Below are 24,525 nucleotides of genomic sequence, written 5' to 3'. Positions count from 1 at the left end.
CCAAAGGCGCCGAAACGTGCGTTTTATCGAACGCTGCGCTGGCGTTGACGACTCAGGGTCAGGGCCGGGCGGGCCGTGGTCAGGGCGCCACGCCGTTGCCGCGGCTGGAAGCACTGCTGGGTGAGCGGCGCCTCGACGCTGGCGTCCAGGTCATCCAGCCAGCCCTCCACGGCGTCTTCCAGGGCGGCGACGGTGAGCTGGCCCAGTACCTGATGGGCGATGAGATTGCCCAGGCTGGGCGCCGCCGGCGCGCGGGTGGCGCCCCACCAGGCGGCCAGGCGCTCCTGCAGGCCTTCAAGCAGGCGATGGAGGCGATAGGCCGCGGCCAGCAGGGCCAGGCTGGCCGAGGGTGCCTGGGCCAGCGCCGCCGGGGCGAAGCCGGCCAGGGCGCGTTCCAGCACCCCGGTCAGGGGCGCCTCGAAGGCCACCGCTCGCGCCTGCAGCAGCAGGGCTTCGAGGGCATCGGGCACCTTGTCGACATAGGCGCTGGCGAAGCGCTCCAGGGCCGGCCCGCGGGTGGCGTCGGCGCTGGCGGTACGCGCCGCCTGGTCGGCAAAGGTACGGCTGGCCTCGCCACTGTCCCGAGCGCGCCCCTGGGTGGTCTGGATCACGAGGCGCAAGGCGGCGGTATTCATGGCAGGGTCCTGCAGGGATGAGCTGTGTTGGACGCCTCCAGAGGGAGCGGGTCACACCGTTCGTCCGGTGCCGGCGGCCTTCAGTGCCGAAGCATGAAGGTATCGTATTCCAGGTCATCCAGCACCCGGTCCAGGCGGTGCAGGCCCAGCAGCACGCAACAGGCCAGGGAGACGGTGAAGCCGTAGCCGAAGAAGCTCGGACCCAGCTCGATGCTCAGCAGGGTCAGCGCCAGGTTGAGGCCGAGAAACAGGGTGCAGAGCATCAGCACGGTGTCGCGCCGGTCCAGGTAGAAGAAGACGTTGAGCAGCGCCATGAACACCACCTGGATGCTCACCCCTACCACGTCGATATAGAACAGCGGCAGGTAGTAGTGCGACATGCCGAGCCAGGCCAGCAGCTGGGGCGCCAGCAGGAACACCAGCACCAGGGTCAGGCCCTGGACCTTGCAGATCTCCAGCAGCCCCTGGCGGATGGCCAGGATCATCTGCTCCTTGAGCTGGCTGATGTGCTGCAGAGTCTCGCCGCCGCGCACGGCGTTGAACACCCGCTCGTACCACTCGGCGAAGTCGGTCTCGATGCGCACCAGGAACACCGCCATGCCGGGGATGATGGCCAGGTAGGCGAGAAAGATCGGCAGGTCGTAGAGGATGGAGGCGCGCAGCGGACCGATGACGGCATCGGAGGTCAGCGGATTGAACCAGAAGACGAATTTGTCGACCCAGATGCCCAGGTTGTAGAACAGCCCGGTGACCAGCAGGCTGATGAAGATCTGCTTGCGGTCGAGGAAGTCGAAGGCCACCAGGCGGTCGGCCGGGTATTCGCGGATGATGTCGTAGAGAAACATGAACAGCAGGGCGGCGTGGCCCAGCAGCAGCGCCATCAGCAGGCCGTCCATGCCGAGGAAGCGCAGCACGAAGGCGGCGGCGATCATGATGGCGTAGCCTAGCGTCATCACCACCAGGATGCGGTTGTAGGCCTTCATCCCCGACAGGAAGATGATCACCAGCCAGAGATCGCAGAGGGTGACGAAGTTGGCCAGCACCAGCAGCCGGTAGGCGAAGGGCTGGTCGAACAGGGTGGCCAGCAGCAGGAAACCCAGGCCGCCGGCGACCAGCGTGACCAGGAGCAGGATGCCCACCAGATTGGGCAGGATGCTGGTCTGTTTCTCCTCGAACAGCCGGTCCGAGACGAAGCGGGTGAAATACAGCTGCAGGCCGCCGGTGAGGATCAGCGAGCTGGCCATGAGGTAGGTCACCGTGACCAGGAACTGGCGGATCAGCACGCTGGGGGTGACGATGCCGGTGGCCAGCACGCCGATCAGCATGACGCTGATGATCGACAGCACCCAGGGGCCGGAACTGATCAAGCCGGCGTAGACATAGGCGCGCAGGGTGGCGGTGTAGGAGTCGCGCGCGAGGATCTTGCGCAGTTCGAAGCCGATGCCGGCCATGTCAGACGACCCTCCCGATGGCGTCCTGGTAGAGCTCGCGATAGCGTTCCAGCATCAGCGGCTCGGTGTAGTAGCGATTGACCCGGGCGAGGCCGGTGCGCTGCGCGGCCTGCCAGCGACCGGGATTGCGCAGCAGGGCGAGGATGGCGCGGGCGGTGGCCTGGGGATCGGCGATGGCGACCACGCTGCCGCCGGTGCCCAGGGCGCGGTCCTCGGGGATGGAACCCTCGATCAGCTCGCGGCACGAGCCCACGTCGCTGCTCACCACCGGCACCCCGGCGGCCCAGCCTTCGAGGATCACCAGCGGCTGGGCCTCGCTGATGGAGGTCAGCACCATGAGGCCGAGCTTGGGCAGGATGTCGCCGATCTTCTGGAAGCCGAGGAATTTCACCTTGCCCTCCAGGCCCAGGCTGGTGACCAGGCTGTGGCATTCGGCGGCGTATTCCTCGTCTTCGTCTTCCGGGCCGACCACCCAGGCCTCGGCCTCGGGCATGGCGCTGATCACCCCGCGCATGGCGCGGATGAAGGTCTTGACGTCCTTGATCGGCACCACCCGGCCGAGCAGCCCGACCACCGGCGGCACCCCTTCCGGGCGGCGCTCCAGGGCGTCCTGCCACTGGGTGAGGCTGATGCCGTTGGGGATCACCCGGCAGCGCGCGGGATCGGCGCCATCCTGGATCTGCCGGCGGCGGTTGCCGTCATAGAGCGAGATGATCGGATCGGCGGCCTTGTAGGTGAGCAGGCCGATGCGCTCGAAGAAGCGGATCCAAAGCCGGCGGATGTAGCTGACGTCCACGTCCAGCCCGGTGCGCAGGGCTTCGTCGGGCCCTTCGGCGATCCACTTGGCCTGGGCCAGGTCGATCTTGCGTTCCTTGGTGTAGATGCCGTGCTCGCTGAGCAGGAAGTTGCAGCCCCAGCGCCGCTGCAGGATGGCGCCGAGCATGCCGGCGTAACCGGTGGAGATGGAGTGGATCATCCGCGGACGCGGCAGGCGGCGCGCGGCCTCGGCCAGCATCAGCAAGGGCGCCTGCATGGCGCGCAGGGTCCAGAGGTAGTCGACGAAGGAGGGGTCGGTGCAATAGCGCTCGTAGCCCTCGGTGATGGCCTCCCAGCTGGCGCGGCTGTACATGAAGTCATCCAGGGTCACGCTGCCCTGGGCGAAGGCGTCCACCAGGGCATCGCCCTGGGCGGCGCTGGGTTCGTCGGGGTGGTGCAGGAAGGCGTGCAGGTCGCGCAGCAGTTGCACCGGCGCCTGGCGTCTTGGACTGATGGGCGCCGCCTTGGGCACCCAGGACCCGGCGAGGAAGTGTTCCTCGATGTGCACCACATTGGGCGGGATGGCGTAGTGGCGCTTCTCGTAGTTCTCGCGCTGACCGCCGATGAAGAACACCGAGAAGGTCAGCTCCGGCAGGCCGAGGATCAACTGGTTGACCCAGCTCGACACCCCGCCGCGCACATAGGGCCAGGTGCCCTCCAAGAGCAGGCAGACATCGGGCGTCACGGTCGCGGCGGGGGCGTCTTTCATAACCAGTACTTCACCAGGGCGGCGAACGGCGGCCGCTTCTTCAGATCCGCCGGCAGGCTGTCGAGCAGTGCCGGGATGACCGCGTAATCGCGGCGCAGAAAGGCGATCTCGGCGCGAAAGGGCGCCAGTTGGGCCAGGGGTACGCCCGCCGCCTCGGCGGCCTGGAAGAATTCCAGGGCACGCTCGGGCTCGCCCTGCTCCAGGGCGATACGCCCGGCGAGGATGCGCAATTCTTCGTTTTCTTCCCCGGCCAGGGCCAGTTCGATGTGTTCGCGGGCCTGGCCGAGCACGTGACGCAGGACGCTGCCTTGGGCCAGGCCCAGGTAGGCCAGCTCCCAGTAGCCGCGGGCCAGGGTGCCGTGCAGCGCCGGCTGGCGCTCGGCGGGGGTGCTGGCCAGTTCGCCGAGCTGGGTCTCGATGCGCTGGTTGATCTGGCTTTCCTGCTGGTCGAGCATCGAATAGGCGAGCAGCCGCACGTCGTCGGCCGGATCGCGCAGGGCCAGCTTGAGGATGGGGATGGCGTCGCGCCCCGGCATGCGGCGGGTGGCGAAAAGCGCGGTCAGGCGCTTGTCGGTGCTGGGCGCGTGGCGCAGGACGTCCTGCAGGCCGCCGTCGCTGAACAGCATCTCCTCGCGCCGTTCCAGCGGGCGGAACGGCAGATTGGGCACGCTGCGCGCCTCCCAGGCGATCTCGCGATGTTTGCGCGGCAGATAGAGCGCTGGAAACACCGCGGCGATCACCCCGGCTGCGCCCAGCAGCGGAATGAAGAAGGCCAGGGCAAAGAGAAACAGCGGACTCCAGGGCAGTGGGCGCTGGTAGCGCCGGGGCAGCAGCAGCCAGGCGCCCCCTGCCAGCAGGGCGCTGCCGGCGGCATGGGCGGCGGCGAAGGCCAGGGCCGCCGCCGCCACCGGCAGGTTGGCAAACAGCAGCGCCCAGCTGCTGGCCTCGAAGGCGAAGGCGCCGCTAAACAGCCACTTGCTGTTCATGCAGGCCACACTCGTTGAACAGGAAGACGCGCAGCTCCTGGGCGCGGGTCTTGGGCAGCAGCTCGTGCTCATGGCTGCGCACGCCCAGGCTTTCCAGGGTGCTGTCCTGGCCATGGCGCTCGGCCAGCAGCTGGCGCAGCCGGCGGCGATAGCCTTCCAGGCCGTCGGAGGAGGTCAGCGGCAGCAGGACCAGCAGGCAGGGGTGACCGGCCTGATTGGTCAGGCGCAGTTGCAGGTCGAGGCCTCGGCGACTGCCTTCCAGCAGCGCCAGGGCGCGTTCGCCACCGTCGGCCTCGGTCATCTCGAAGCAGAACAGGCAGGCGGGCAGGGCGTGCTGCTGGGCGTCGCGCAGCGAGCGCTTGAGGTGCTGGGAGAATTGCTGGGCATCATCGTCGGCCAGGGCCAGCGCCTGGGGATCGCTGCCGAGCAGGTCGGCGATGTGGCCGGCGAGGATGGTCAGCAGGTTGAGGGTGCGTTCGTTGAAGGAAAAGAATGGCATCTGCTCGATGGCCAGTACCGCCAGCAGCCGCTCCTCGGTGTCCAGCAGCGGCACGCAGGCCTGCAGCGCCGAATGCTGGGTCTCGCCGCGTTCCAGCAGCGCCTGGCGGATACTCAGGGTCTCGCCACGCTCCAGGGTCAGGCGCACCAGCAGGTCGTCGGGATCGATGCCGGGCATCTCGCCCTGGCTGGCGAGGGCGCGACGATCCACACGGCCGTTGCCGTCGACCCGGTACAGCCCCGCTACCCGCAGCGAACCGTACTGGGTCAGCAGGCCGACGATGGGTTCGGCCAGGGCCTGCAGGGCATCCTGCTCGCGCGGCACCTCGCGCAGCTGGCGACGCAGGTCCAGCAGGGAGCTGCGCAGGCTGAGATCGTTGCCGGCGACGCGCTGCTCCAGGCGATCGTGGGAGATGCGCAGCAGGTGGTGGGCGCGGGTGAATTCATCCAGGCGCAGCTGGCGATAGTCGTTGGCCAGGTCCAGCCGTTCCAGGCGCCGATCCCAGAGATCGCGGAATTCGCCCACCAGCATGGCGCAGAGCAACACGCCGACGATAAAGGACGGCGGGATCTCCTCGTAGGCCGGATAGCCCTGGCGGTGCAGATAGAGCAGGGCCACAACCAAGAGGCTGGCGCTCACCAGGCCGCGCATGAAGCCATAGCGCACGCCCATGAGGATGGGCGCGAACACCACCCAGGGAAAGGCCAGGCCGACCATCAGGGGATCTTCCGGCACCAGCCAGAAGCCCAGCCCCAGGGCGGCCGCCGTGACCAGCAGGGTTTCCAGCCAGGACAGGCGGCCACTGGCGCGGGGCGCCAGGGTGTAGTCCTTGTGGACGGATTGCAGGGCCATCAGCGCAGCTGCAGCTCTTGCGCGGTGCCGCGCAGGACCTTTTGCGCGGTGGCGGCCAGGCTCTCGCGCGACCAGCCGGAGCGGGCGCCGCTGTTGCTCCAGACCACCCGGCCGCTGGCCGGCTCGATGACCTGCAGGGTCACGCCCACCGCCGGTTCGCCGTCCAGGCCGTTCTTGTACTGCCACTCGTCGACGCTGCCGGTGAGCACGTATTGCAGATTCTGTTGCCGCGCCCAGTCCAGGGCCGCGCGCTGGCGGGCCTTCTCGTCGTCGGTGGGATTGCCACCCTGGCCGTCGTCATAGACCTGCGGACGGATGCCGCGCTCGCCGAGCACGCTGACCAGAATCTGCGCCGCGCGATCGCCAGCCATGGGCGCCTGGGCATAGTTGGCCAGGGGCACCAGGCCCCAGCGGGCATCCTTGGGCAGGGCTTCGCCACTGGGTCGGGTAAAGCTCGAGCAGCCGGCCAGGAGCACGGTGGCGACACTGGCGACGAGCAGACGCGTGATGTTCATGAGGTCTCTCCCTTGAAGCGGCCTAGCGACCGATTCGATTGCTGTATTGAATGCCCAGGGTGCTGCCGGCCTGACCGCCGCTGCCCTGGGGCGCGGACTGGTAGCCGGCGGTGAACGCCAGTTCGTCGTCGCCGAGCACTACCATGCCCAGGCCGACATTCAAACCGTAGTTGAATTCGCGCTCGGTCCACTGCCAGCCGACCAGGGTGTCCACCAGCCAGCTGTACTGAGGATGGGTGCGGTTGAGCGAACCGGGAATGCCGCGTCGCCAGCTGCTGCCGACATAGAGCTGGCCATAGCGATCCTGCAACAGCTGGGTGCCGCCCAGGGCTTCCAGGTCGGCCACGGTGACCTCGCCGTTCTCGCCACTGCCGGCCAGCGGTTGCAGGTAGCGGGTGACGCTGGCGGGCAGGGTGCTGCGCGCACTGTTCTGCTGATAGGTGATGCCACTGCGCACCTGCCAGGTGGGACCTTCGAAGAAGATCATGTGGCTCAGCTCCAGGTTGAAGGCGAAGCCGCTGCCCAGGGCATCGCCGTCCCGACTGGAATAGCGATTGTGCGCCGCCCGCCAGCTCAGCTGGTCGCGTGGCGTGAGGTTGTGACGCCCGGCCAGACTGACGCTGTCACGCCGGCCGAGGGCGCGCAGATAGCCGCTCTCGTCGGGTTGCCGGTGCCAGTCCAGGGCCGCTTCGATCTCGGTGTTGCCATCGATACGCCAGGTGCGGGCGACGCCCAGGCCCAGGCGATTGCTGTCCGAACGCTGGCTGGCGTCGACGGTGGTTTCCAGACCGCCATCGGCCAGGTTCTTCAGCACCTTGAGCAGCATCTGGTGTTCGTTGCCCAGGGCATCGGACTTGAGGCCACTGCTCTCCACGCGATTCTGCTTGAGCTGGACATCGGCATAGATGTCATCGCTGAGTCGCCGGGCGGCGCGCACCTCGGTGCCCTGTTCGATCAGACCGCCATAGTCGCGGCGTTCCCAGCCGGCCTGGACGCCGTTGGGGGTGCGCTCGGCCTGCTCGGTGGCCTGGCGCAGCAGCTGCCGCTGGATGACCTCCGGCGGCTCGTCGCCGGCGGCGGTCAGGGCCGCGGCCTGGGCGTCGCCGGCATGGCCGAGGCGCTGCAGCACCTCGACACGCTGCGCCGGATCCAGGTCGCCGGCCGCCAGCAGCTTTTCCAGCTCGCCGCGATTCTGCCGGCGCAGGACTTCCTGCAACTGCTCGTACTGGCGCACCTTCAGACCACGGCTCTTGGCCCAGGCCAGCCATTCGCCCTTGAGGCCGTCGTCGTTGTTCTGGCTGAGGGCGTCGAGCCACTGATCGAACCAGAGTTGCAGCATGCTCGGCGAGCCATCCTGCCAGAGGCGCGCCTGGGCCAGCGCCGCCTGGGGACCGCGCAGGCTGGAGAGCAGGCGCAGGTAGGTGGCATAGCGCTCGGGGGTGGCCGGCACCTCGTCGTTGGCCAGGTGCGGCGTGACGGCCTTGCGCAGCCGCAGCGCCGCGTCCTGGTGACCGGCGGCGTCCAGGGCATCGGCGTAGGCGGCCTGCACCAGCCAGTCCTGGGGATGGGCGTCCAGGTAGCGGCGATACCAGCCGAGCGCCTCTTCCGCCTGGCCCAGCAGCACCAGACCGCTGCCGAAGGGCAACCAGAGCACGTCGCTGTCTCGGGCCCGACCCTTCCAGTCGCGCAGCAGGGTGGCCAGTTCGGTCTGGCGATTCTGATCAATGAGCAGCCACAGCAGCCGTTCGCGGAAGCGGTCGTCATCCGGAAAGCGCTGCAAGGCCTGGCGATAGCCCTCTTCGGCCTGGGCGATGCGCCCGCGCTGGAAGTCCAGCCCCGAGCGCGCCAGCCAGACCGCGGGATTGTCGGCCGAAGCTGGCTCGCGCGCGGCACTGGCCAGCAGCCGCTCCAGCGCCGCCGTGTCCTTGAGTTGCTCGGCCCATTGCAGGGCGTCGGTCAGGCGCTTCTGGTTCTTGCTCTTTTCCCAGCTCTTTTCCAGCAAGGCCAGGGCCTTGCGCGGCGCCGTGCGCAGATAGATCGCCAGCAGGCGATCCTCGTCGTTGGCGGTCAGGCCCTTGTCGATCGTGGCCAGGCGTTCGAAGGCCAGCTGAGCCTCGCCGTCGCGCTCCAGCTCCCAGGCCAGCTCCGCCCGCAGCCGCCAGTAGTCGACGCCCTGCCGCTGCTTGGCCGGCATGCCCTCGAGCACCTTCCAGGCTTCTTCGGGCTTGAACAGCTCCCACAGGGTGCCGGCCCAGGTCAGATACTCCGCGTTGGTCAGCGGGAATCTCTTGCCGAACGCGGCCCAGCCTGCGGCTTCGGCGTCGCCCTGCTCGGTACGGGCCAGCAGCTGCTGCAGCCGCTCCCAGGCCAGGCGCTGCTTCGGCTGACGCCGGATGTAGTCCCGCAGCCAGCGCTCCTCGGCGGCGGGATCGCCCAGGGATTCGTAAGCGAAGATCAGCGCATCCAGTTCGGTCTTGTCCAGTTGCCGTTGCCGCGACGCCTCGGCCAGCAACTCGACCACGGCATCGAAGCGAAACGCCCGGGCGGCCAGCTTCCAGGCATGATCGCGCCGTTCCGGATCGTCCTGGCGCGCCAGCAGGCGCAACCAGAGGTCGAGGGCTTCGTCCATATGGCCGGTCCACTCGCCCAGCTGGGCCAGTTCCGCGAGCAGTTTTTCATCGTCCGGACGCAGTGCCAGCAGCTGATGACCCTCTTCCCAGGCACGTTCGGTGTCGCCTCGGCCCAGGGCCAGTCGGTAGCCGGCCTCCAGGGCGGCCGGGTCGTCCGGCTGCCACTCGCGCCAGCGATCGACCAGGCGCTGGGCCAGGTCCAGGCGCCCGCTGCCCTGGGCGGCGGCCACCCCGGCCTGCAGCCAGGCCAGACCGCTGGCATCGGCCTGCAGCCGCGGCAGTTCCTGTTCCAGCAGGGCGGCGGCCTCGGCGCCCTGGCCGGCGGCAAGCCAGGCATCGAAGGCCTGGTGCCGGTAGCCCTGGCGTTGCTCGGCCGAATCGGTGAGATCGGCCAGGCGCAGATAGAGGCGCGCGGCCTCCTGCTGACGACCGCCGGCCAGGCTCCAGCGCGCCGCCTGCTCCAGCCATTGCTGGCGCCGGGGCGGATCGCGGCGGGCCAGTTCGACATAACGCTGTGCCGCCGTGGCCGGATCGCCCAGTTGCAGGGCGCGCTCGGCCACCCGTTGCAGCTGGGGCGTGCTCAGGGTCGCCACGTCCAGGGCGCTCAGCTGTTGGGCCAGGCGCTCGCGATCGGCGTCGGCCAGGCCTTGCGGCTGGGCTTCAGCCTGCAGGATGTCCAGCTCCAGGGCATAGAAGGGCGTCGACGCCAGCGGTTTCGGCAGCAGCTGCAATTGCCGCCGCGCCTCGGCGATGCGCCCGAGGGCGATCAGCTGGTCGATCAGCTTCATGCGCAGCCCGGTGTCGTCCGGGGTCGCCTTGAGCAGCACCTGGGCGTAGCTGATGGATACCTGATCGGCCGGCTCCTCGCCGGGCAGGAAGACCTGCTTGCCATGAAAGGTCAGCACCAGCACCAGTGCGGTGAGGAGCGCGACCCCCAGCAGCGTCCAACCACTCAGGAGCCGGGTTTTCTTAGCCGCAGACGATCTCACCGTCACTCACTCGTGTTAGCGGAAGTTTGAACGTCTGGAGTCCGGCCGCAGCCGGCTGGCTCTTGTAGCGCTCGCGGCCGACCCGCACCTCGCAGGCCGAGGACGCGCGCAGGGTCAGCTCCAGCGGAAATTGCCCGGCGAAGGCGAAGCGGATGCGCGTCGGCGACAGGTAGTCCCACTGCTGCAGCGGAATATTGGCCTCTTCGAGGGCGGGGGTGGGGTCGCGGCTGTCGCGCAGGACCAGCCGCGCCTGAGCGCCGGCCAGGTGGACATAACGCCCCTGCGGCAGATCGCGGACCCCGGCGATGCCCCTGGAGCGCTGCAGATCCGGCCAACCCAGGCGCGGATCCAGGCGCAGGGTACGCAGACCGTCGAGGGCCTTGATCGACCAGCTGCCGTCGTCTTCCCGGGCGAGACTGGCGGTATAGAAGCCGCGCAGGCGACTCAGGTAGTCGCTCATCCACAGCGAAATGGGATGTTCGGCGGCCATGCCCTGGTAGATCTCTTCCATGACCTTGAGTGACGCCTGCTTGGTGCCCGAGTAGAAGTGGTAATAGAGATGCAGGCCGCGCAGACGCCGGGGGTGCTCGGTCCGCTCGAAGGTATAGAGCAGATCGCGAAAGCCGTAGTAGGGACCGCGCCAGAGATTGGTGTAGACGTTCTCGTTGATGATGGGCGCATAGAACTGCAGGCCGCCCGGGGTGGGGCGGATGAAGGGATAGAGTCCGCTCACCGAAGGCTGCGACCGGGTGATGTGCGAGTTACCGCCGTTCACGTTGAGCAGGCCATTGTCGTAGGCGAGCTTGAGGGTGGCGGCATCCGGCTGGGCGTCCCCGGACCAGAACACCATCTTCACCGGCTTTTGCGGGGTGGTCAGGCGCTCGTTGATATAGCGGGTCGAACCCACGATCTCCCGGGTGAAATCCACCTTGTCGTAGCCGGGAATCTGCATCATGTAACCGTACTGGGCTTCGAAGTTCTCGCTCTGCTCGGCCACCGCCGGTTGCCAGAAGAACGGATGGCTGAAGGTGTGGGTGGCCACCTCCACCTTGGGATCGGCGAACAGGCGACGGGCGATGGGCTCCAGCTGCGCGGTCAGCTCCGGATAGCGGCCCTTGGGGCCGACCTCGCCTTCGATGATCGACGCCGAGGTCAGAAAGGGATGCGGCTGGATGAACTGCTCCAGCACCACCTGGCCGGAAAAGGGCGCCCCCGGAATCTCCGCCTTGGACGCGAAGGCGTCGCCGTCGATGTGCACGGTGGCGATGCGTCGACCGTTCTCCGTGGTCGGATCGGGTACCGGCAGGGGTGGCAGTTGCAGGGTCTTCGCGGTGAAGGCGAAGGGATCGATGATCCAGCGACTGGCTTCGGGACCGTCTTCCATGACATAGGGGCCGAAGGCGAAGCCGCCCCAGGAGGCCACGCCCATGGGCACGAAGGTACCGCCCGGACCGCTCAGGCTGACCACCGGGGTCGGCCCACCGGGCAGCGTCTGCACGGCGGGCAGGTCACGCGTGCGCAACTTGACCGGTGCTTCGAAGTTGCCGGCCAGGGCAGGGTCCAGCACCTTGAGGGTCAGGCCGTCGGGCAGCGGCTTGCGACTGACGCCCAGACCCAGGCGCTTGAGCAGGGCCTCGTTGTCCAGCGGCAGGCCGCCGAGAATCAGCAGGGGGGTCTTTTCGTCCAGGCGCAGGCCGATCCAGTCGCTGAATTCCCGGGAATGAGGGGGCGGACCGCTGGTCATCCACACCACCACCCCGGCGTAGAGAGCACTGGGCCAGGCCGCGGGCAGCGGCTTGGAGGCATCGAAATAGTCCAGGCGATAGCCCTGATACTCCAGGGCACTGCCCAGGAAACGGTGCACCGCCGACTGGCGCAGGGCGCCTTCGCGGCCGTCGTAGAGCAGCGCCAGCCGCCGTGGCTGCAGGGCCACCGAGCTGATGCCCAGGGTATTGAGATCGGGCGTGGTGATATAGGGCACATAGCCTTCGTCGCGCAGCCGCTTGGCCAGGCGCCGGGCTTCCTCACGCTGCTCCGGCGGCAGGTACTCGATGGCGATGACCGGGATACCGGCACTGCGCGCCGCCTCGATCCGCGGCTTCAGCCACTCGCGGTCTTGCTCGCTGACGGGACGATAGGTCTTCTTGCCGGCATCCCAGCCGGCGTAGAGGGATTCCACCGCCATGGCGGCAGCCACCCCGGGCAATTCCGGTTGCACCTCGAAGCCACGGTTGAAGAACAGCTTGAGCGCTGGCTGGCGGCGGTGCAGCTCGGCCAGCAGGCTCTTCAGCGCCAGGCGCTGGGTTTCCCGCTGGTCTTCGGCCACCAGCTGGAAACTGTCGAGGGTGTCGAGGAACAGCCCCGTGTAACCGGCTTTGGCCAGCTGGGCGGCGCGTTCGAGCAGGTGGGTTCGCCATACCGGCGCTGCCAGGTTCATCACCTGGCTGCCCCAGGCCTTGTTGGCCACCGGGCTGGCACCCGCGCTGAGACCGGCCTTCTCCAGCGCCGCCGCATCGCCGGCGAATTCGCCGATGGACAGGTAGGCGAAGGGCTGGGCACCGCCGTCGTGCAGCGCGCGGACATCGGCAGCACTGGCATGGCCGGGTTCGAGCACCACCCAGTCGAACTGGGCGAGTTCGGCCACCGGCGGCTTTTCCGCATACCAGAAGGCCACGCTGGCGGGCGCGGCCAGGGCCGTCCCCATGAGGGACAGGGAGCCCAACAGCCATACCGTCAGCCTGCTCCACCAACCCAAGCGGGACCCTGCTCTAATTGCCTTGCCTGACGCCACACCCAGTCCTTAAACGTGCCCAACTTCGGTATCAGGTTAGCTACATTACGCAAAAGCGTGACGAAAAACTGCCAGCGCCAAGCCGAGCGGCAGCAATTACCGGGTTAATAGGTATCGAAATAATTAATCGTCTGCTGGAAAGCCTGTCTAGGCAGCGGGTTTCAGACGTGTGGGCGAGGAGGTGTAGCGCGGGAAGGCAGGAGGGGGGTCGCGGAACATCAGGGGAATTGCCGTCATGCGCGGCGGTAACCGGCATGACGGCAAGCGAGCGCTGTTACTTGAAGCTGCTGTTCAGGTTGGCGCTGGTGGAGAGGATGTTGGTCGAGCCCAGCAGCTGGCTGACGAAGCGGTTCCAGCGGGTGATACCGGCCGGGCCGACGAAGACCACGTCCTGCGGCTGCAGATGGAAGTTCTGCGCCAGCACATAGGCGGTGGGATTCTTGGCCGCCAGGTGGAAGACCTGGGCGGTGGCACCCGGGGCCTTCAGGTCTTCCGGGCCACGGATGACGTAGACGGCATCGGCGTTGGCGGTTTCCTGCTGGATGCCGCCGGCCTGGCTCAGGGCTTCCATCAGGTTCAGGTTGGTGATCTTGTAGCTGACCGCTGCCGGAGCGCGGACTTCACCGACCACATAGACCTTGCGGGCATCGTTGTAGGGCAGGTGGAGGCTGTCGCCGTCCTTCAGGTAGATGCCGTACAGCTTGGAATCCTTGCGGTTCAGGCTGTCGGTGTCCAGGCGGTATTCCTTGCCGTCACGCACCAGGGTCACGCCGGTCAGATCGGCGCCACCGCTGTTGGCCACGCCGGCCTGACCCAGGGCTTCCACCAGGGTGATGGGCTTGGTGGTCAGGGGAATGGCATCGCCCTTGTTCACGGCGCCGGAGATGGTGACCTTCTGGCTGCCGAACTTCAGCACGCTGACGTCGACCTGGGGATTGTCGATGAAGGTGGCCAGACGACGGGAGATATCGGTACGGATCTCTTCCAGGGTCTTGCCGGCGGCGCGCACGGTGCCGACGTAGGGGTAGAACAGGGTGCCATCCGGACGCACCAGGCGACCGTTGGCTTCCAGCTGCTGCTGGGCGCCGGACGGAGCGGTCAGTTCGGGGTGATCCCAGACGGTGATGTAGAGCAGGTCGCTCGCACCGACGCGGTAAGCCTGCGGCTTGTAGTCCAGCAGGGGCTTGAGGTCGGGAGCCTTGGACAGGGCCGCGGAATCCTGGCTCATCAGCAGCGAGCTGGTGATCGGGATCAGCTGGACCTTGGTGCCCTGGATGCTCGGATCGCTTTTCAGGTCGTCCTGATCCAGGTACTGACCCGGGGAGTAGGCACAACCCTGCAGGACGATGCCAGACAGCAAGGCCAGAGCGGTAAATTTGGTTTTCATGTCATTCGTCCTTGATTGCTGATTGAGTGTGAGCAAGAGGAATAAATCGGAAGGTAGAAGCAACGAGCCGGTTATTCATGGTGTTCCTTCGCGAGACATAACGGTCCTCGACAGGGGACTGGATTCCATGCGGCCAGCCTATCCAGCGGCGAGAGAACTCGGGTCTCAGTTTTTAGTTGTACGAGCACCTGAGTCTGCTGGTCTAGGACTGGCCCTTGGCCATCGAGTTCAGCGCCACCGGAGCGGAAAAAGGTGACGCCGTTCGAAATCCGTCATATCTCCGCTAACGAGGTCCTATGACTTCGCAGTCATGTTTGTTCAGGTGTTTTTCCAGCAGGGCCATCTGCGGCTTCTCCGCGCCATTCTTCGGTTCGATGGCCAGAGGATAGTCGCCCCAGCCCGGACCCGCCGCCCAATAGGCGCTGGGTACGCACTGCTCGCCCAGATAGCTGAGCAGATTGTCCATGGCTTCCAGCCATTGCGGGTGTGCAGGTATCCCATATTCGCCAATGAAGCCGCGCAAATTGTGCTTTTTCAGCCACTCGATGAAGGGGCGGGTTCTTTCCACGCCGATCATGGGATGGACGCCCTTCATGCCCGAGGCGTAGTTGCCACTGGAGTCTTCGTCGAAGTAGATGTGCGCCTCGTAGATCAGGTTGTCCGCCGGATCCTTGATCAGCAGATCGCCATTCACCTGTGGCCAGCGCTGGGCACTGGACCAGCTGTCGCCGGCGATGAAGATCGGCGTCTTCATGTCCACCGTGCGGATGCTGTCCACGGCCGTCTGCGCCGCCCGCGGCCAGAGGCCCTGGGTGTCATGGGGTTCGTTCATGACATCGTAGCCGTACAGCGCCGGATGCTTCTGGAAGGTCAGCGCCAGGCGCTTCCAGACATCGGCGTAGCTGGCATAGGACACCTGGGGCGAGCCGATCAGCTGGCCGCGATAGCGTGCGTAGTTGTGCAGGTCGAGGATCACCCGGATGCCGTACTTGTCGGCGAAGTCCAGGGTGCGCTGCAGCAGGGCGACCTGGGCCTGATCCAGTTCACCGCCCAGCTGGGGCTGCACCCGCTCCCAGAGGAAGGGGAAGCGGATGAAGCGGATGCCCTTGGCCGCGTAGCGGCGGAAGTAATCCTCGGTGGGATAGAAGTAGTTGGTGCCTTCCACGCCGGGCAGCACCTGGCCGGCGAAGCCGGCGGCCGACAGGTTGATGCCGATGAGATCCACCTTGGCTGTCGCCGGCTGTGGCTGAGCCTGGCCATAAAGCGCCGCGGAAAGTAATACGGTGGCCAGCAGGCCACCACCGATACGACGTTTCACTCGTGACACGGACAGCACCTCTCGTGTGTTGCGTAAGTTCGTCTGGACAGGGCTCCCTCAGGAGCTCTGCTGGTAGACCGGCGTGGGTTGCAGCGGCGGCGTGCGCCGGGCGAAGTATTCCAGCGCCAGGTAGTCCACTGTCACCCGGATGGTCCAGGCGATGGCGGCGCCCATGATGGAGAAATGCTGGATGCACACCACCAGCAGACCCAGGTAGGGCAGCAGCTCGGCGAGATGGATCATCGCCGTGGTCCGCGAATGGCCGCGGGCCTGGATCTTGGCGAAGGGAATCTGCGCCAGGGCGTTGAAGATGAAACCCACCGCCAGGATGCGCAGGATCTGCGCGGCATCGCCGCCGTACTCCGGACCCATCCACACGGTCATGATCCAGGGCGCCAGGACGAGGATCGGCAGCACCATCGCCAGGCTGATCAGCAGCAGGCCCCAGAAGGCCTTGTTGGCTTGGCGCGCGGCGTCGTCGCCGCTCTTGCTCAGCAGCGGGAACACCACCCGGGCCACGGCATTGGGGATGATCAGCATCCGCGAGACCGCTTCGGCCGGAGCGGTATAGAAGGACACGCGGCTGGCGCCGACCATGTGCGACAGCACGAAGCGGTCGAAGTAGACCATCAGCGGACTGATGATGTTGCTCACCGTCATCCAGCTGCCGAATTTCAGCAGTTCCTTGAACACCTCGACCTTGAAGGTGCGGATGCCTTCCGGGAAGTCCTTGTGCAGCGGCCAGTAGGCCAGCGCCATGGACACCACCCGCGCCAGCACCAGACCGATCACCGTGGCGGAAAAGCTCGGTTCGATCAGCACCGCGATCAGCGGCGCGATCGCCAGCAGGCTGTTGGAGAAGGTCCGCAGGATGTTGAATTCACCGAAGCGCTCGTTGCCTTCCAGGTAGGCGAACCAGACCGTCGCCAGCAGGAAGGGCGGCACGCACAGGCTCAGCCAGCGAAAGCCGGCCACGGCATTGTCGAAATGTTCGGGCGAGACGTGCAGCAGACTCACCACCTTGCCCGCGCCGAACCACAGCAGCAGCGTCGCCAGCAGGCTCAGGCCGATGACGGCGCCGGTGGCCGTGCCCATGACCAGCCGGTTGAGTCCCTTGTCGCCATGGTGCATGGCCACGGCGCGGATTACCGCCCGCGACAGGCCGGCATCGAACAGGGTGGCATAGCCAACGATGGCGAAGGCCAGGGTGAACAGGCCGAACTGCTCGACCCCGAGCAGGCGCGACAGCACGCCCATGGTGGGCAGCGCGATGGCACTGGGAATGACGACACCCAGGATGTTCCAGGTGCTGTTTTTGATCATCGACATCGTGGGGGTGAAAACTCCTTGAGGCCGCCCGACCGACGTCGGGCGGCACGCGGGATCAGACCGGGCGAGCCAGCTGGCTGCTCGGACGCGGGTAGGGACTGCTGACGTAGGTCTCCTGGACGGATGCGGAGCTGTAATGGTGCAGCGCACGCAGCGCCTGGATCACCAGCAGGTAGCAGATGGTGGCCTGGAGGTACTCGAAGAAACCGGCCAGCGGCCAGATCACCAGCTGCGCCAGGGTGGCGGTCACCACGAAACCGGTATCGGGGTGCAGCATCTTCGCCCAGCGATAGTAGAGGAACAGCGACACCGGGATGATGATGAAGGCCAGGAAGCCGAAGCGGAACAGGGTGCCGAACACGCCGACGTCGGAAAGGAAGAAGTACTCACCGAAGTAGGGGATGAAGCCGTTGTTCCACATCAGCGACAGCGAGCCGCTCGGCAACCAGTGGTTCTGACTGAGGTGGGAGAAGATGTAGCCGATGGTCTGCTCGCGCACCCCGTCGGTGGGGCCGTCCTGCACCGACTGGGCATAGAAGTCCAGGTTCAACCCCAGCACCTTCATCAGGTCCGGGAAGATGAAGAAGGGCGATAGCAGCAGCGCGGAGACGCAGATCCAGACGATCGACTTGCTCTTCAGGCAGAACACGGTGAACACCAGCGCCAGCACGATCAGCTGCCGGGTCTGGGTGCCGAACACCAGGGTCAGCAGGAACACCATGGCCAGCACGATGTGCACGGTCTTGCTGCGCGCCGAGCCATCGATCGGCGAGATGCCCTTGTTCCAGGTCTGGATGCAGTAGAAGTAGGCCAGGCACAGCGCCGGCGCACCGATGGAGGAACGGTCCGGGCGGTCGAAGGAGGACTGCTTGTCCCGCAGGTCCGGCAGCACGCCGAACTTGAACATCCAGGCCATGACGGCGGCCAGCAGCGCGGTGATCAGCAGGGCCTTCTCGAATTGCGAGGCGCTCATGTTGCGCCCGAGGAACATCAGGGTGGCGAAGCCGAAGCTGAACAGGATCCGCCGCTCCTCGATTAGGCCGTAGACCAGCGGCTGGCCGTAGAACAGGAAGGAAAAGATCGCTGGCAGACCGATGAAGACCACCGACGAATAGACGGCGTAGGTCATCAGGATCTTGAATTCGCGCTGCTGGGTACCAATGCTGGTCAGCAGGTAGAAAAAGGTGAAGGCCATGCAGATGGCCAGGTACAACTCGTTCAGATAGAGGATGCCGACCGGGTTGTGCGGGCTTTCGCCGAACACGTCCAGGTGCAGGATCAGCAACGGAACCAGGAGAACGAAGGAAACGGTACTTTTACGGAGAATGCTCATAGACCTACCCATCCAGACGGGACCACCGGACTGCTTGTCCGGTGGTCATCTTCCTTGCGGCTGAGAACGCTGCGGGGCAGCCACTCAGGTGCGTCGACTGCTGCGTTCCTTGAGATAGATGGGCAGGATGCTCACCGCATCGTGCACGTAACGCTTGGCCAGCCGCTTGGGCTCCGAACACATCCGGTGCAGCCACTCCAGCTTGGCCTTCTGCATCCAGCGCGGCGCCCGCTTGACGGTGCCGACGGCGAACAGGATGGACGCGCCGATGCACAGGCCGACGCCGGTGCGCTTGCTGCTGTCGATCTGCCGCGCGAGCTTTTCCTGACGCGGCGCCCCGACGGCATAGAGGATGAACTCCGACGGATTCTGCATCACGAAGTCGACGCATTTCTGCGTTTCCAGCGGATCGTTGATGAAGCCCATCGGCGGGTTGTAGTGCGCCAGCTGCATGTGCGGATACATCCGCCGCAGCTTGCCCACGTCATTCTCGCTCGAACCGATCAACACCACCGACAGGCGCTCGTCGTTGGCCTTGCGCAGGATGCTCAGCGTCAGATCGCTGCCGGTGATGACCTCGGGTACGGCCACCCCCAGCGACTTGAGGATGGGCATCAGGATCCGGCTGTCGCAGATGCGCTTGCCGGCGCGCTGGTAGGACTCGCGCATGTCGGGGTTGCTCTGCAGCTGCACGACATGGTCGATGTTCGGCGTGACGATGTAGCTGTAGGGCCGGTGGATGTCCTGGCTGATCGAGCTCATCAGCTCGTCCTTGGTACCGGTGAAGAAGTCGATACCAAAGGCTTGGGTGCGTAGGTTAGACATGCATCGTCGCTCCCTTGAAGGCGCCCTTCACGCCCGACCAGGCCAGTTTCGGATTCTTGAATTCCTTGAGCACGGTGATGCCGGACAGCAGCACGGCGGAGACCAGTGCGTAGGGCGTGCCATGAAATTTGCGATTGAAGCGGGTCGCGGCGCGATTGCGGAAGTAGTGATAGAAGGCACTGCGTCCGCCCGAGCTCATCGAGCCGTAATGATAGAGCTGGCTCTCCCGCAGCACCTTGAGGGCGACGCCCTTGCGCTTGGCCTGGTACTGCCAGTCCACCTCTTCGGAGTACATGAAGTAGGCTTCGTCCATGAACCCGATCTCGGTCAGCAGGCTGGCGCAGAAGGCCATGCTGCAACCCATGATGTAGTCGGGTTCACGATCGAGCTTGGCGATGTCGCTGACCGCGATGTCCTTGCCCAGCAGCTTGGACTTGCCCAGCAGCGGGTAGAGGATGCCGCCGCCATAGCATTCCAGGCGACCGGTCTGGGAGCTCAGGATCACCGAGCCGACGATGGTCTTGGGCGCGCGCTGCAGCTCGGCCAGCAGCGGGGCGAAGGCATCGTCCTTGACGTAGGCGTCATTGTTGACGACCCAGAAATGCTTGACCGCCAGGTTGTCCAGCGCCCAGCGCATGCCGTAGTTGTTGCCACCGGCATAGCCGTCGTTGCGCGGACTGGCGAGCACGGTGACCTGGCTCAGGCCGTTGTCGGCCTGCCAGCGTTGCAGGACGTCGATGGAGCCGTCCTGGGAATCATTGTCCACCACCACCGCGTGATCGATGGACGGGCAGTGCTTGAGGATGCTCTCCACACAACTGATGGTTTCGTTGGGGGCCTTGTAGTTGAGCACCATGACTACGTTCATTGGCGTGTTCCTATTCTTCAGAATCATCAATCCGGTACAGCGTCGAGATCCAAGGCTGCCAAGCGTGGCCGGGTTCAGGAGCGAACCCTTCGAAATCGCTGTGTGAGGTAGTTTCTTGTTCGATGCGCCTGTACGAATACTGCCGCGATCCCTGAAGGGATTGGCTGGACGGCGCTCGGGCCGTCCAGCCGGGGTCGTGCATCAGCTCTTGGCGTTCTGCTCGTAAGAGTAGTGATAGTTGCCGTAGGAGCCGTAGTTACTGGCCTTGCGCTCCACGGCGTTGAAGATCACGCCCTTGAGCGGAATGCCGTTGAGGTCGAAGCGGCGCTTGGTCGCCTCAAGCTCCTTGACACTGTTCACGCCGAAACGTGCGACGATCAGGCTGGTACCGGCGTGGCTGCCGATGATGCCGGCCTCGGTCACCGCCAGGATCGGCGGGGTGTCGATGATCACGATGTCGTACAGCTCGCTGAATTTCTTCAGCACGGTGGTGAATCTCAGGCTCATCAGCAGTTCCGACGGATTCGGCGGGAACTGGCCGCAGGAGACGAAATCCAGGCTGCCGACTTCGGTCTTCTTGATGGCGTCGTTCAGGGCGATGCGGCCACTCAGCAGATCGGACAGACCGTCCTGCTGCTTGGTGTTCATCAGCTTGTGCAGATAGCCCTTGCGCATGTCGCCATCGATCAGCAGGACGCGTTGACCGGACTCGGCGATCACCGCGGCCAGGTTCGAGGACACGAAGGACTTGCCGACGCCCGGGCTGGGACCGGAGATCATCAGGATGTTGTTCTTGGCCTCGATCATGGCGAAGTGCAGGCTGGTACGCAGGCTGCGCAGCGCCTCGGTGCTCAGATCGGTCGGATGGGTGAGGGCGGTCAGCGAGGACTCGCCCGGCTGCTTGGTGCCCAGTACCTTGGTGGTGTCCGCCTGGTTCTTGCTGTAGGGGATCGAGGCGTAGACCGGCAGGCCGATCTGCTCGATGGCTTCCGGGGTCTCGACACCGCGACGCAGGGTGTGACGGGTGTAGACGATGGCCAGGCCGACGATGCCGCCCAGGATGATGGCGACGGCGATGATCAGCGGCTTGTTGGGGGCGGACGGATCGTCGACGTTGGCATTGGCGTTGTCGATGATGCGGACACTACCCACGGTACCGGCGCGAATGACTTCCAGCTCCTGGGCCTTGTTCAGCATCAGCGCATAGGTCTGACCGGTCACTTCGATGTCGCGGTTCAGGCGCAGCAGTTCCTGCTGGGTTTCCGGCAGCACTTCGACGCGCTTCTGCAGCTTGGCGCGCTCGGCCTGGAGTTGGCCCAGCTGGCTCATCAGCGCCTGGTAGGCCGGGTGCTGGCGAGTGAACTTGCGGTCCATCTCGGTGCGCTTGAGGTTCAGCTCGGAGATCTGGTTATCCAGGGCAACGGTCTGTTCCAGGACACCCTTGGTCTCGCTGTCGATATCGACCGACTTCTTGTTGGTCTGGTAGTAGTTCAGCGCGGACTGAGCCTTTTCCAGATCGGATTTCACGACCGGGATCTGGGCGCGTAGGAATTCCAGGCTCTGGGTGGACTCGGCGGCGTTGCGATCGATGTTCTGCTGAACGTAGATGTCCGCGACTTCCTGGACGATGGCCTGGGCCTTCAGCGGATCCGCGTCTTGCAGACCGACACCGATGATGCCCGACATCTTGCCGCGTTCACCGGCGACGATGCGGCCCTGGTATTCCTGGATGGTCTTGGAGAAACGCTTCTTCATGATGGTGAATTCGGTGCCGGGGCGAGCCTGCAGCGTAGTCACCTTGATCTGGTAACCGGCATTGCTCACCGGCTGGCCGAGGCCACCGTGCAGTACCACTTCGTCGTCGGCGTTGAAGACGGTGAAGTTCTGGTTGTCCTCGACCTTCAGCTTCATCGGCTTGTCGAGGTTGCTGTCCGGCACTTCCAGCTGGTCGATGACCAGTTTCTCGCCGCCCCAGGCGAAGCTGTTCAGGCCGAGCAGGGGAGAGGCGACGTCGGTTTCATTCTGCGGCTCGAAACGGCGCGCGACGAAGTTGCCGATCAGTGGGAAATAGCGCGGCTTGACCTCGATATCCAGCTTGAGGTTCTCGATCGCCTTGCCGATCACCGAGCGCGACTTGAGCAGCTCGATCTCGGTCACCGCCTCAGGCATGGGCGGCGGCATGCCGCTGGTCTGGTCGGTCAGTCGGGTAACGCCCTTCTTCTCCATTTCGATCTGGATCATGGCGTTGGACGAATACATCGGCGTGGCCAGGATGGCGTAGCCAATACCGAGCGCAGCGAAAATGCCGATTACCGACAGCAGTTGCCATTTGTAATCGATCAACATTCCGAAGAGTGCGGAGAAGTTGATATCCGACTCATTTTTAACTTCGGGAGTAAAGCGAGGCATCGTGGTCATGAAATTCCTTCTTCCCTATTTGATGTATGGAAGCCAACTGTCTACACAGCGCGTCAAAAGTATTTGGACATTTTGAAACATCTCTTTAGAAAGGCGATAAGGGTCTGGTACTTCTTGATTGCTCAACCATTTCCCGATCAGAAAAACCTTACCCCTGACTTCAGGAGCAATACTTTCGACGGAGCGTGAGTGGAACTCTTCCATGGTCAAAATCAAATCCGCCTTGCGCAGCATCTCTGCATCCGCCTGGCGAGCTTTGTGGGTGGTGAAATCGATGCCGTTCTCCCGTAGCAATACCTCCTGAGCGGTCTTTTCCATGCCGTGGCCCACCAGCGCCCTGATGCCGGCCGAACCGACCTGGACGTCACGGCCTTCCAGCGCCTTGGCCAGTAGTGCTTCTGCGACCGGGCTGCGACAGATGTTCCCTTCGCATACAACCAATATCGACTTGATCATTCTTCAAAAACCTTCCTGTTGTCCGGACAACAGGTATCGACGGCAGATAGCCCAGCAAAGCCCGTACAGGAGTTGCTCGCTGCCGATGTAATTAGAGTCGGGAGTCCAGGCTCCAGATCGTCGTGCTGAGTAGTGGGGCCAACGGCCCGGCCAGACTCAGTATGCGTTCTTATTGATGAAGCCTTTGAACAGCGTGAGGAAGATGATCTTGACGTCCCACCAGAAGGACCAGTGGTGGATATAGTCCAGATCGAACTCGACGCGCTTCTGCATCTTGTCCAGAGTGTCGGTCTCGCCGCGCCAGCCATTGACCTGAGCCCAACCGGTAATGCCGGGCTTCATCTTGTGGCGGAGCATGTAGCCCTGCACCAGCTTGCGGTATTGCTCGTTATGAGCGACGGCATGGGGACGGGGACCCACGATGGACATTTCGCCGCGGAGTACATTAATGAATTGAGGCAATTCATCGAGAGACGTACGTCGTAAAAATGCACCAAACGGGGTGATGCGGGAGTCATTCTTGGTCGCCTGGGTGACCTTGGCGCCATTTTCCATGACCTTCATGCTGCGGAATTTCCACACTTCGATCGGCTTGCCATCCATGCCGTAGCGCTTCTGCTTGAAGAAGATCGGACCGGGCGAGGTGATCTTGATGCCGATGGCGATGGCCAGCATGGGCAGGGAGATCATGGCCAGGATGATCGAAGACAGCACGATGTCCTCGATACGCTTGACGATATGGCTGGCGCCATCCATCGGGGTATCGAAGATGCTGATGCTGGGCAGGCCGTCCAGGCTCTCGCTACGGGCATGCAGCAGGTGGAACATGAAGATGTCCGGGATGATGTAGACGGACGCGGTGGTATCGCTCAGCTCCTGGACCAGCCAGTTGATCTTGCTCTGATCGGCCATGCCCAGGGTGATGTAGACCTTGTCGACCTGGCCAGAGCGAACGTCCTGCATGAGGCGATCCAGACCGCCATTCAGCGCCGGGCTGGGCACGCCTTCTTCACCGGTGTCCTGGTTGTCGCTGTAGAAACCGGCGATGCGCAGGCCCATCCAGGGGGCGGTGCTGATGGTGTGCGCCAAGCGCTGGGCGACCATGCCGTTGCCGGCGATGGCGACATTGCGGGTGTTGATGCCGGCCTTGCGCAGGGAATGCATGATCGAGCGCAGCAGCACGCGATAGCCGCACAGCGTGCCCAGCGTCAGACCCAGCCAGCCCTGCATCACGCCAGGCGAGAGATAGGACTGGTCGAAGAAGAAGTAGTCGACCATGAACACGGTCGCGAAGGTCAGCACCCAGTAGGTGGCGATCTTGAGCAGTTCGTCGGTGATGCGCTCACCCCGCCAGGAACCATAGACGTGGTTCAGCTCGGTGAGGAAATGGAAGATCAGCAAGGACAGGAAGATGACGACCCAATGCTCGGGACGCATGCCGGTTTCCGACGCCCAGGTGCCTGCCACGTAGGCGCTCAGCGTGATCACGGCGAGGTCGAGCAGGCGGTGTGCGAGCGAGATTGCCGAGGAATTCGTATGCAAAATGCCGCGTTCTTTCAAATTCATGGTTCCATCCTTGTGCGTATACCGTGCACGAACTTTCAACTGGGCGAGGCAGCTACCAGCGTATGAAATGTTCACTATGGCGCTCTAGGACCGATGACTGACCACCGATCGCTAAATGCCATGATGGCTGTAGCGACGTTAGGACTCGGCAC

The 24,525-nt window shown here is 64.8% G+C and carries 17 protein-coding genes; all 17 read right to left on the bottom strand.

Annotated features, from left to right (window positions below):
• Nucleotides 1-23: 23 nt before the first annotated feature.
• On the bottom strand, nucleotides 24-635 hold the full coding sequence (locus DBY63_RS07115) for a hypothetical protein (RefSeq protein WP_044341133.1): 612 nt from the start codon (nucleotides 633-635) through the stop codon (nucleotides 24-26).
• 80 nt (nucleotides 636-715) lie between these two features.
• Nucleotides 716-2,086, bottom strand: a complete 1,371-nt coding sequence (gene pelG / locus DBY63_RS07110; protein WP_027598138.1) for an exopolysaccharide Pel transporter PelG — start codon at nucleotides 2,084-2,086, stop codon at nucleotides 716-718.
• Nucleotide 2,087: 1 nt separating this feature from the next.
• A complete protein-coding gene (pelF, locus tag DBY63_RS07105; RefSeq protein WP_007161412.1) occupies nucleotides 2,088-3,611 on the bottom strand; it encodes a GT4 family glycosyltransferase PelF in 1,524 nt (507 codons plus the stop codon).
• Nucleotides 3,608-4,597, bottom strand: a complete 990-nt coding sequence (locus DBY63_RS07100) for a hypothetical protein (RefSeq protein ID WP_027598139.1) — start codon at nucleotides 4,595-4,597, stop codon at nucleotides 3,608-3,610. Before DBY63_RS07100 ends, pelF begins: the two co-directional genes overlap by 4 nt.
• On the bottom strand, nucleotides 4,575-5,948 hold the full coding sequence (locus tag DBY63_RS07095) for a PelD GGDEF domain-containing protein (RefSeq protein WP_007161410.1): 1,374 nt from the start codon (nucleotides 5,946-5,948) through the stop codon (nucleotides 4,575-4,577). The genes DBY63_RS07100 and DBY63_RS07095 overlap by 23 nt, the downstream gene beginning before the upstream one ends.
• Nucleotides 5,948-6,463: a penicillin-binding protein activator LpoB gene (locus DBY63_RS07090; RefSeq protein ID WP_108581542.1), complete on the bottom strand. Its 516-nt coding sequence runs from the start codon at nucleotides 6,461-6,463 to the stop codon at nucleotides 5,948-5,950. The genes DBY63_RS07095 and DBY63_RS07090 overlap by 1 nt, the downstream gene beginning before the upstream one ends.
• A 22-nt stretch (nucleotides 6,464-6,485) precedes the next feature.
• Nucleotides 6,486-10,082 (bottom strand): tetratricopeptide repeat protein, encoded by a 3,597-nt coding sequence (locus DBY63_RS07085; RefSeq protein WP_177411433.1) that lies wholly within the window; start codon nucleotides 10,080-10,082, stop codon nucleotides 6,486-6,488.
• Nucleotides 10,063-12,786 (bottom strand): bifunctional glycoside hydrolase 114/ polysaccharide deacetylase family protein, encoded by a 2,724-nt coding sequence (locus tag DBY63_RS07080; RefSeq protein ID WP_187697312.1) that lies wholly within the window; start codon nucleotides 12,784-12,786, stop codon nucleotides 10,063-10,065. The genes DBY63_RS07085 and DBY63_RS07080 overlap by 20 nt, the downstream gene beginning before the upstream one ends.
• A gap of 361 nt (nucleotides 12,787-13,147) precedes the next feature.
• A complete protein-coding gene (locus DBY63_RS07075) occupies nucleotides 13,148-14,260 on the bottom strand; it encodes a polysaccharide biosynthesis/export family protein (RefSeq protein WP_027598144.1) in 1,113 nt (370 codons plus the stop codon).
• Nucleotides 14,261-14,543: 283 nt separating this feature from the next.
• On the bottom strand, nucleotides 14,544-15,578 hold the full coding sequence (locus tag DBY63_RS07070; protein ID WP_108581540.1) for a glycoside hydrolase family 5 protein: 1,035 nt from the start codon (nucleotides 15,576-15,578) through the stop codon (nucleotides 14,544-14,546).
• A gap of 57 nt (nucleotides 15,579-15,635) precedes the next feature.
• Nucleotides 15,636-16,907, bottom strand: a complete 1,272-nt coding sequence (locus tag DBY63_RS07065) for a flippase (protein WP_074583494.1) — start codon at nucleotides 16,905-16,907, stop codon at nucleotides 15,636-15,638.
• Nucleotides 16,908-16,962: 55 nt separating this feature from the next.
• Nucleotides 16,963-18,240 carry a hypothetical protein gene (locus tag DBY63_RS07060; protein ID WP_027598146.1) on the bottom strand — a complete coding sequence of 426 codons (1,278 nt, stop codon included), beginning with the start codon at nucleotides 18,238-18,240 and terminating at the stop codon, nucleotides 16,963-16,965.
• A gap of 84 nt (nucleotides 18,241-18,324) precedes the next feature.
• Nucleotides 18,325-19,065: a WecB/TagA/CpsF family glycosyltransferase gene (locus tag DBY63_RS07055; protein WP_027598147.1), complete on the bottom strand. Its 741-nt coding sequence runs from the start codon at nucleotides 19,063-19,065 to the stop codon at nucleotides 18,325-18,327.
• Entirely contained in the window at nucleotides 19,058-19,933 is an 876-nt protein-coding gene (locus DBY63_RS07050) for a glycosyltransferase family 2 protein (RefSeq protein ID WP_027598148.1), read from the bottom strand. Before DBY63_RS07050 ends, DBY63_RS07055 begins: the two co-directional genes overlap by 8 nt.
• 201 nt (nucleotides 19,934-20,134) lie before the next feature.
• The gene (locus tag DBY63_RS07045) at nucleotides 20,135-22,351 is read right to left on the bottom strand and encodes a polysaccharide biosynthesis tyrosine autokinase (protein WP_027598149.1); all 2,217 of its coding nucleotides are present in this window, start codon (nucleotides 22,349-22,351) and stop codon (nucleotides 20,135-20,137) included.
• Between the two features lie 15 nt (nucleotides 22,352-22,366).
• A complete protein-coding gene (locus DBY63_RS07040) occupies nucleotides 22,367-22,807 on the bottom strand; it encodes a low molecular weight protein-tyrosine-phosphatase (protein ID WP_027598150.1) in 441 nt (146 codons plus the stop codon).
• A gap of 156 nt (nucleotides 22,808-22,963) precedes the next feature.
• The gene (locus tag DBY63_RS07035) at nucleotides 22,964-24,373 is read right to left on the bottom strand and encodes an undecaprenyl-phosphate glucose phosphotransferase (protein WP_007161398.1); all 1,410 of its coding nucleotides are present in this window, start codon (nucleotides 24,371-24,373) and stop codon (nucleotides 22,964-22,966) included.
• Nucleotides 24,374-24,525: the final 152 nt, after the last annotated feature.

Source organism: Pseudomonas sp. RIT411, from assembly GCF_003057735.2.
GTDB classification, from domain to species: Bacteria; Pseudomonadota; Gammaproteobacteria; order Pseudomonadales; family Pseudomonadaceae; genus Chryseomonas; species Chryseomonas oryzihabitans.
The sequence above is the reverse complement of the archived record's forward strand: the minus strand, read 5'-3'. Positions and strand labels throughout refer to the sequence as shown.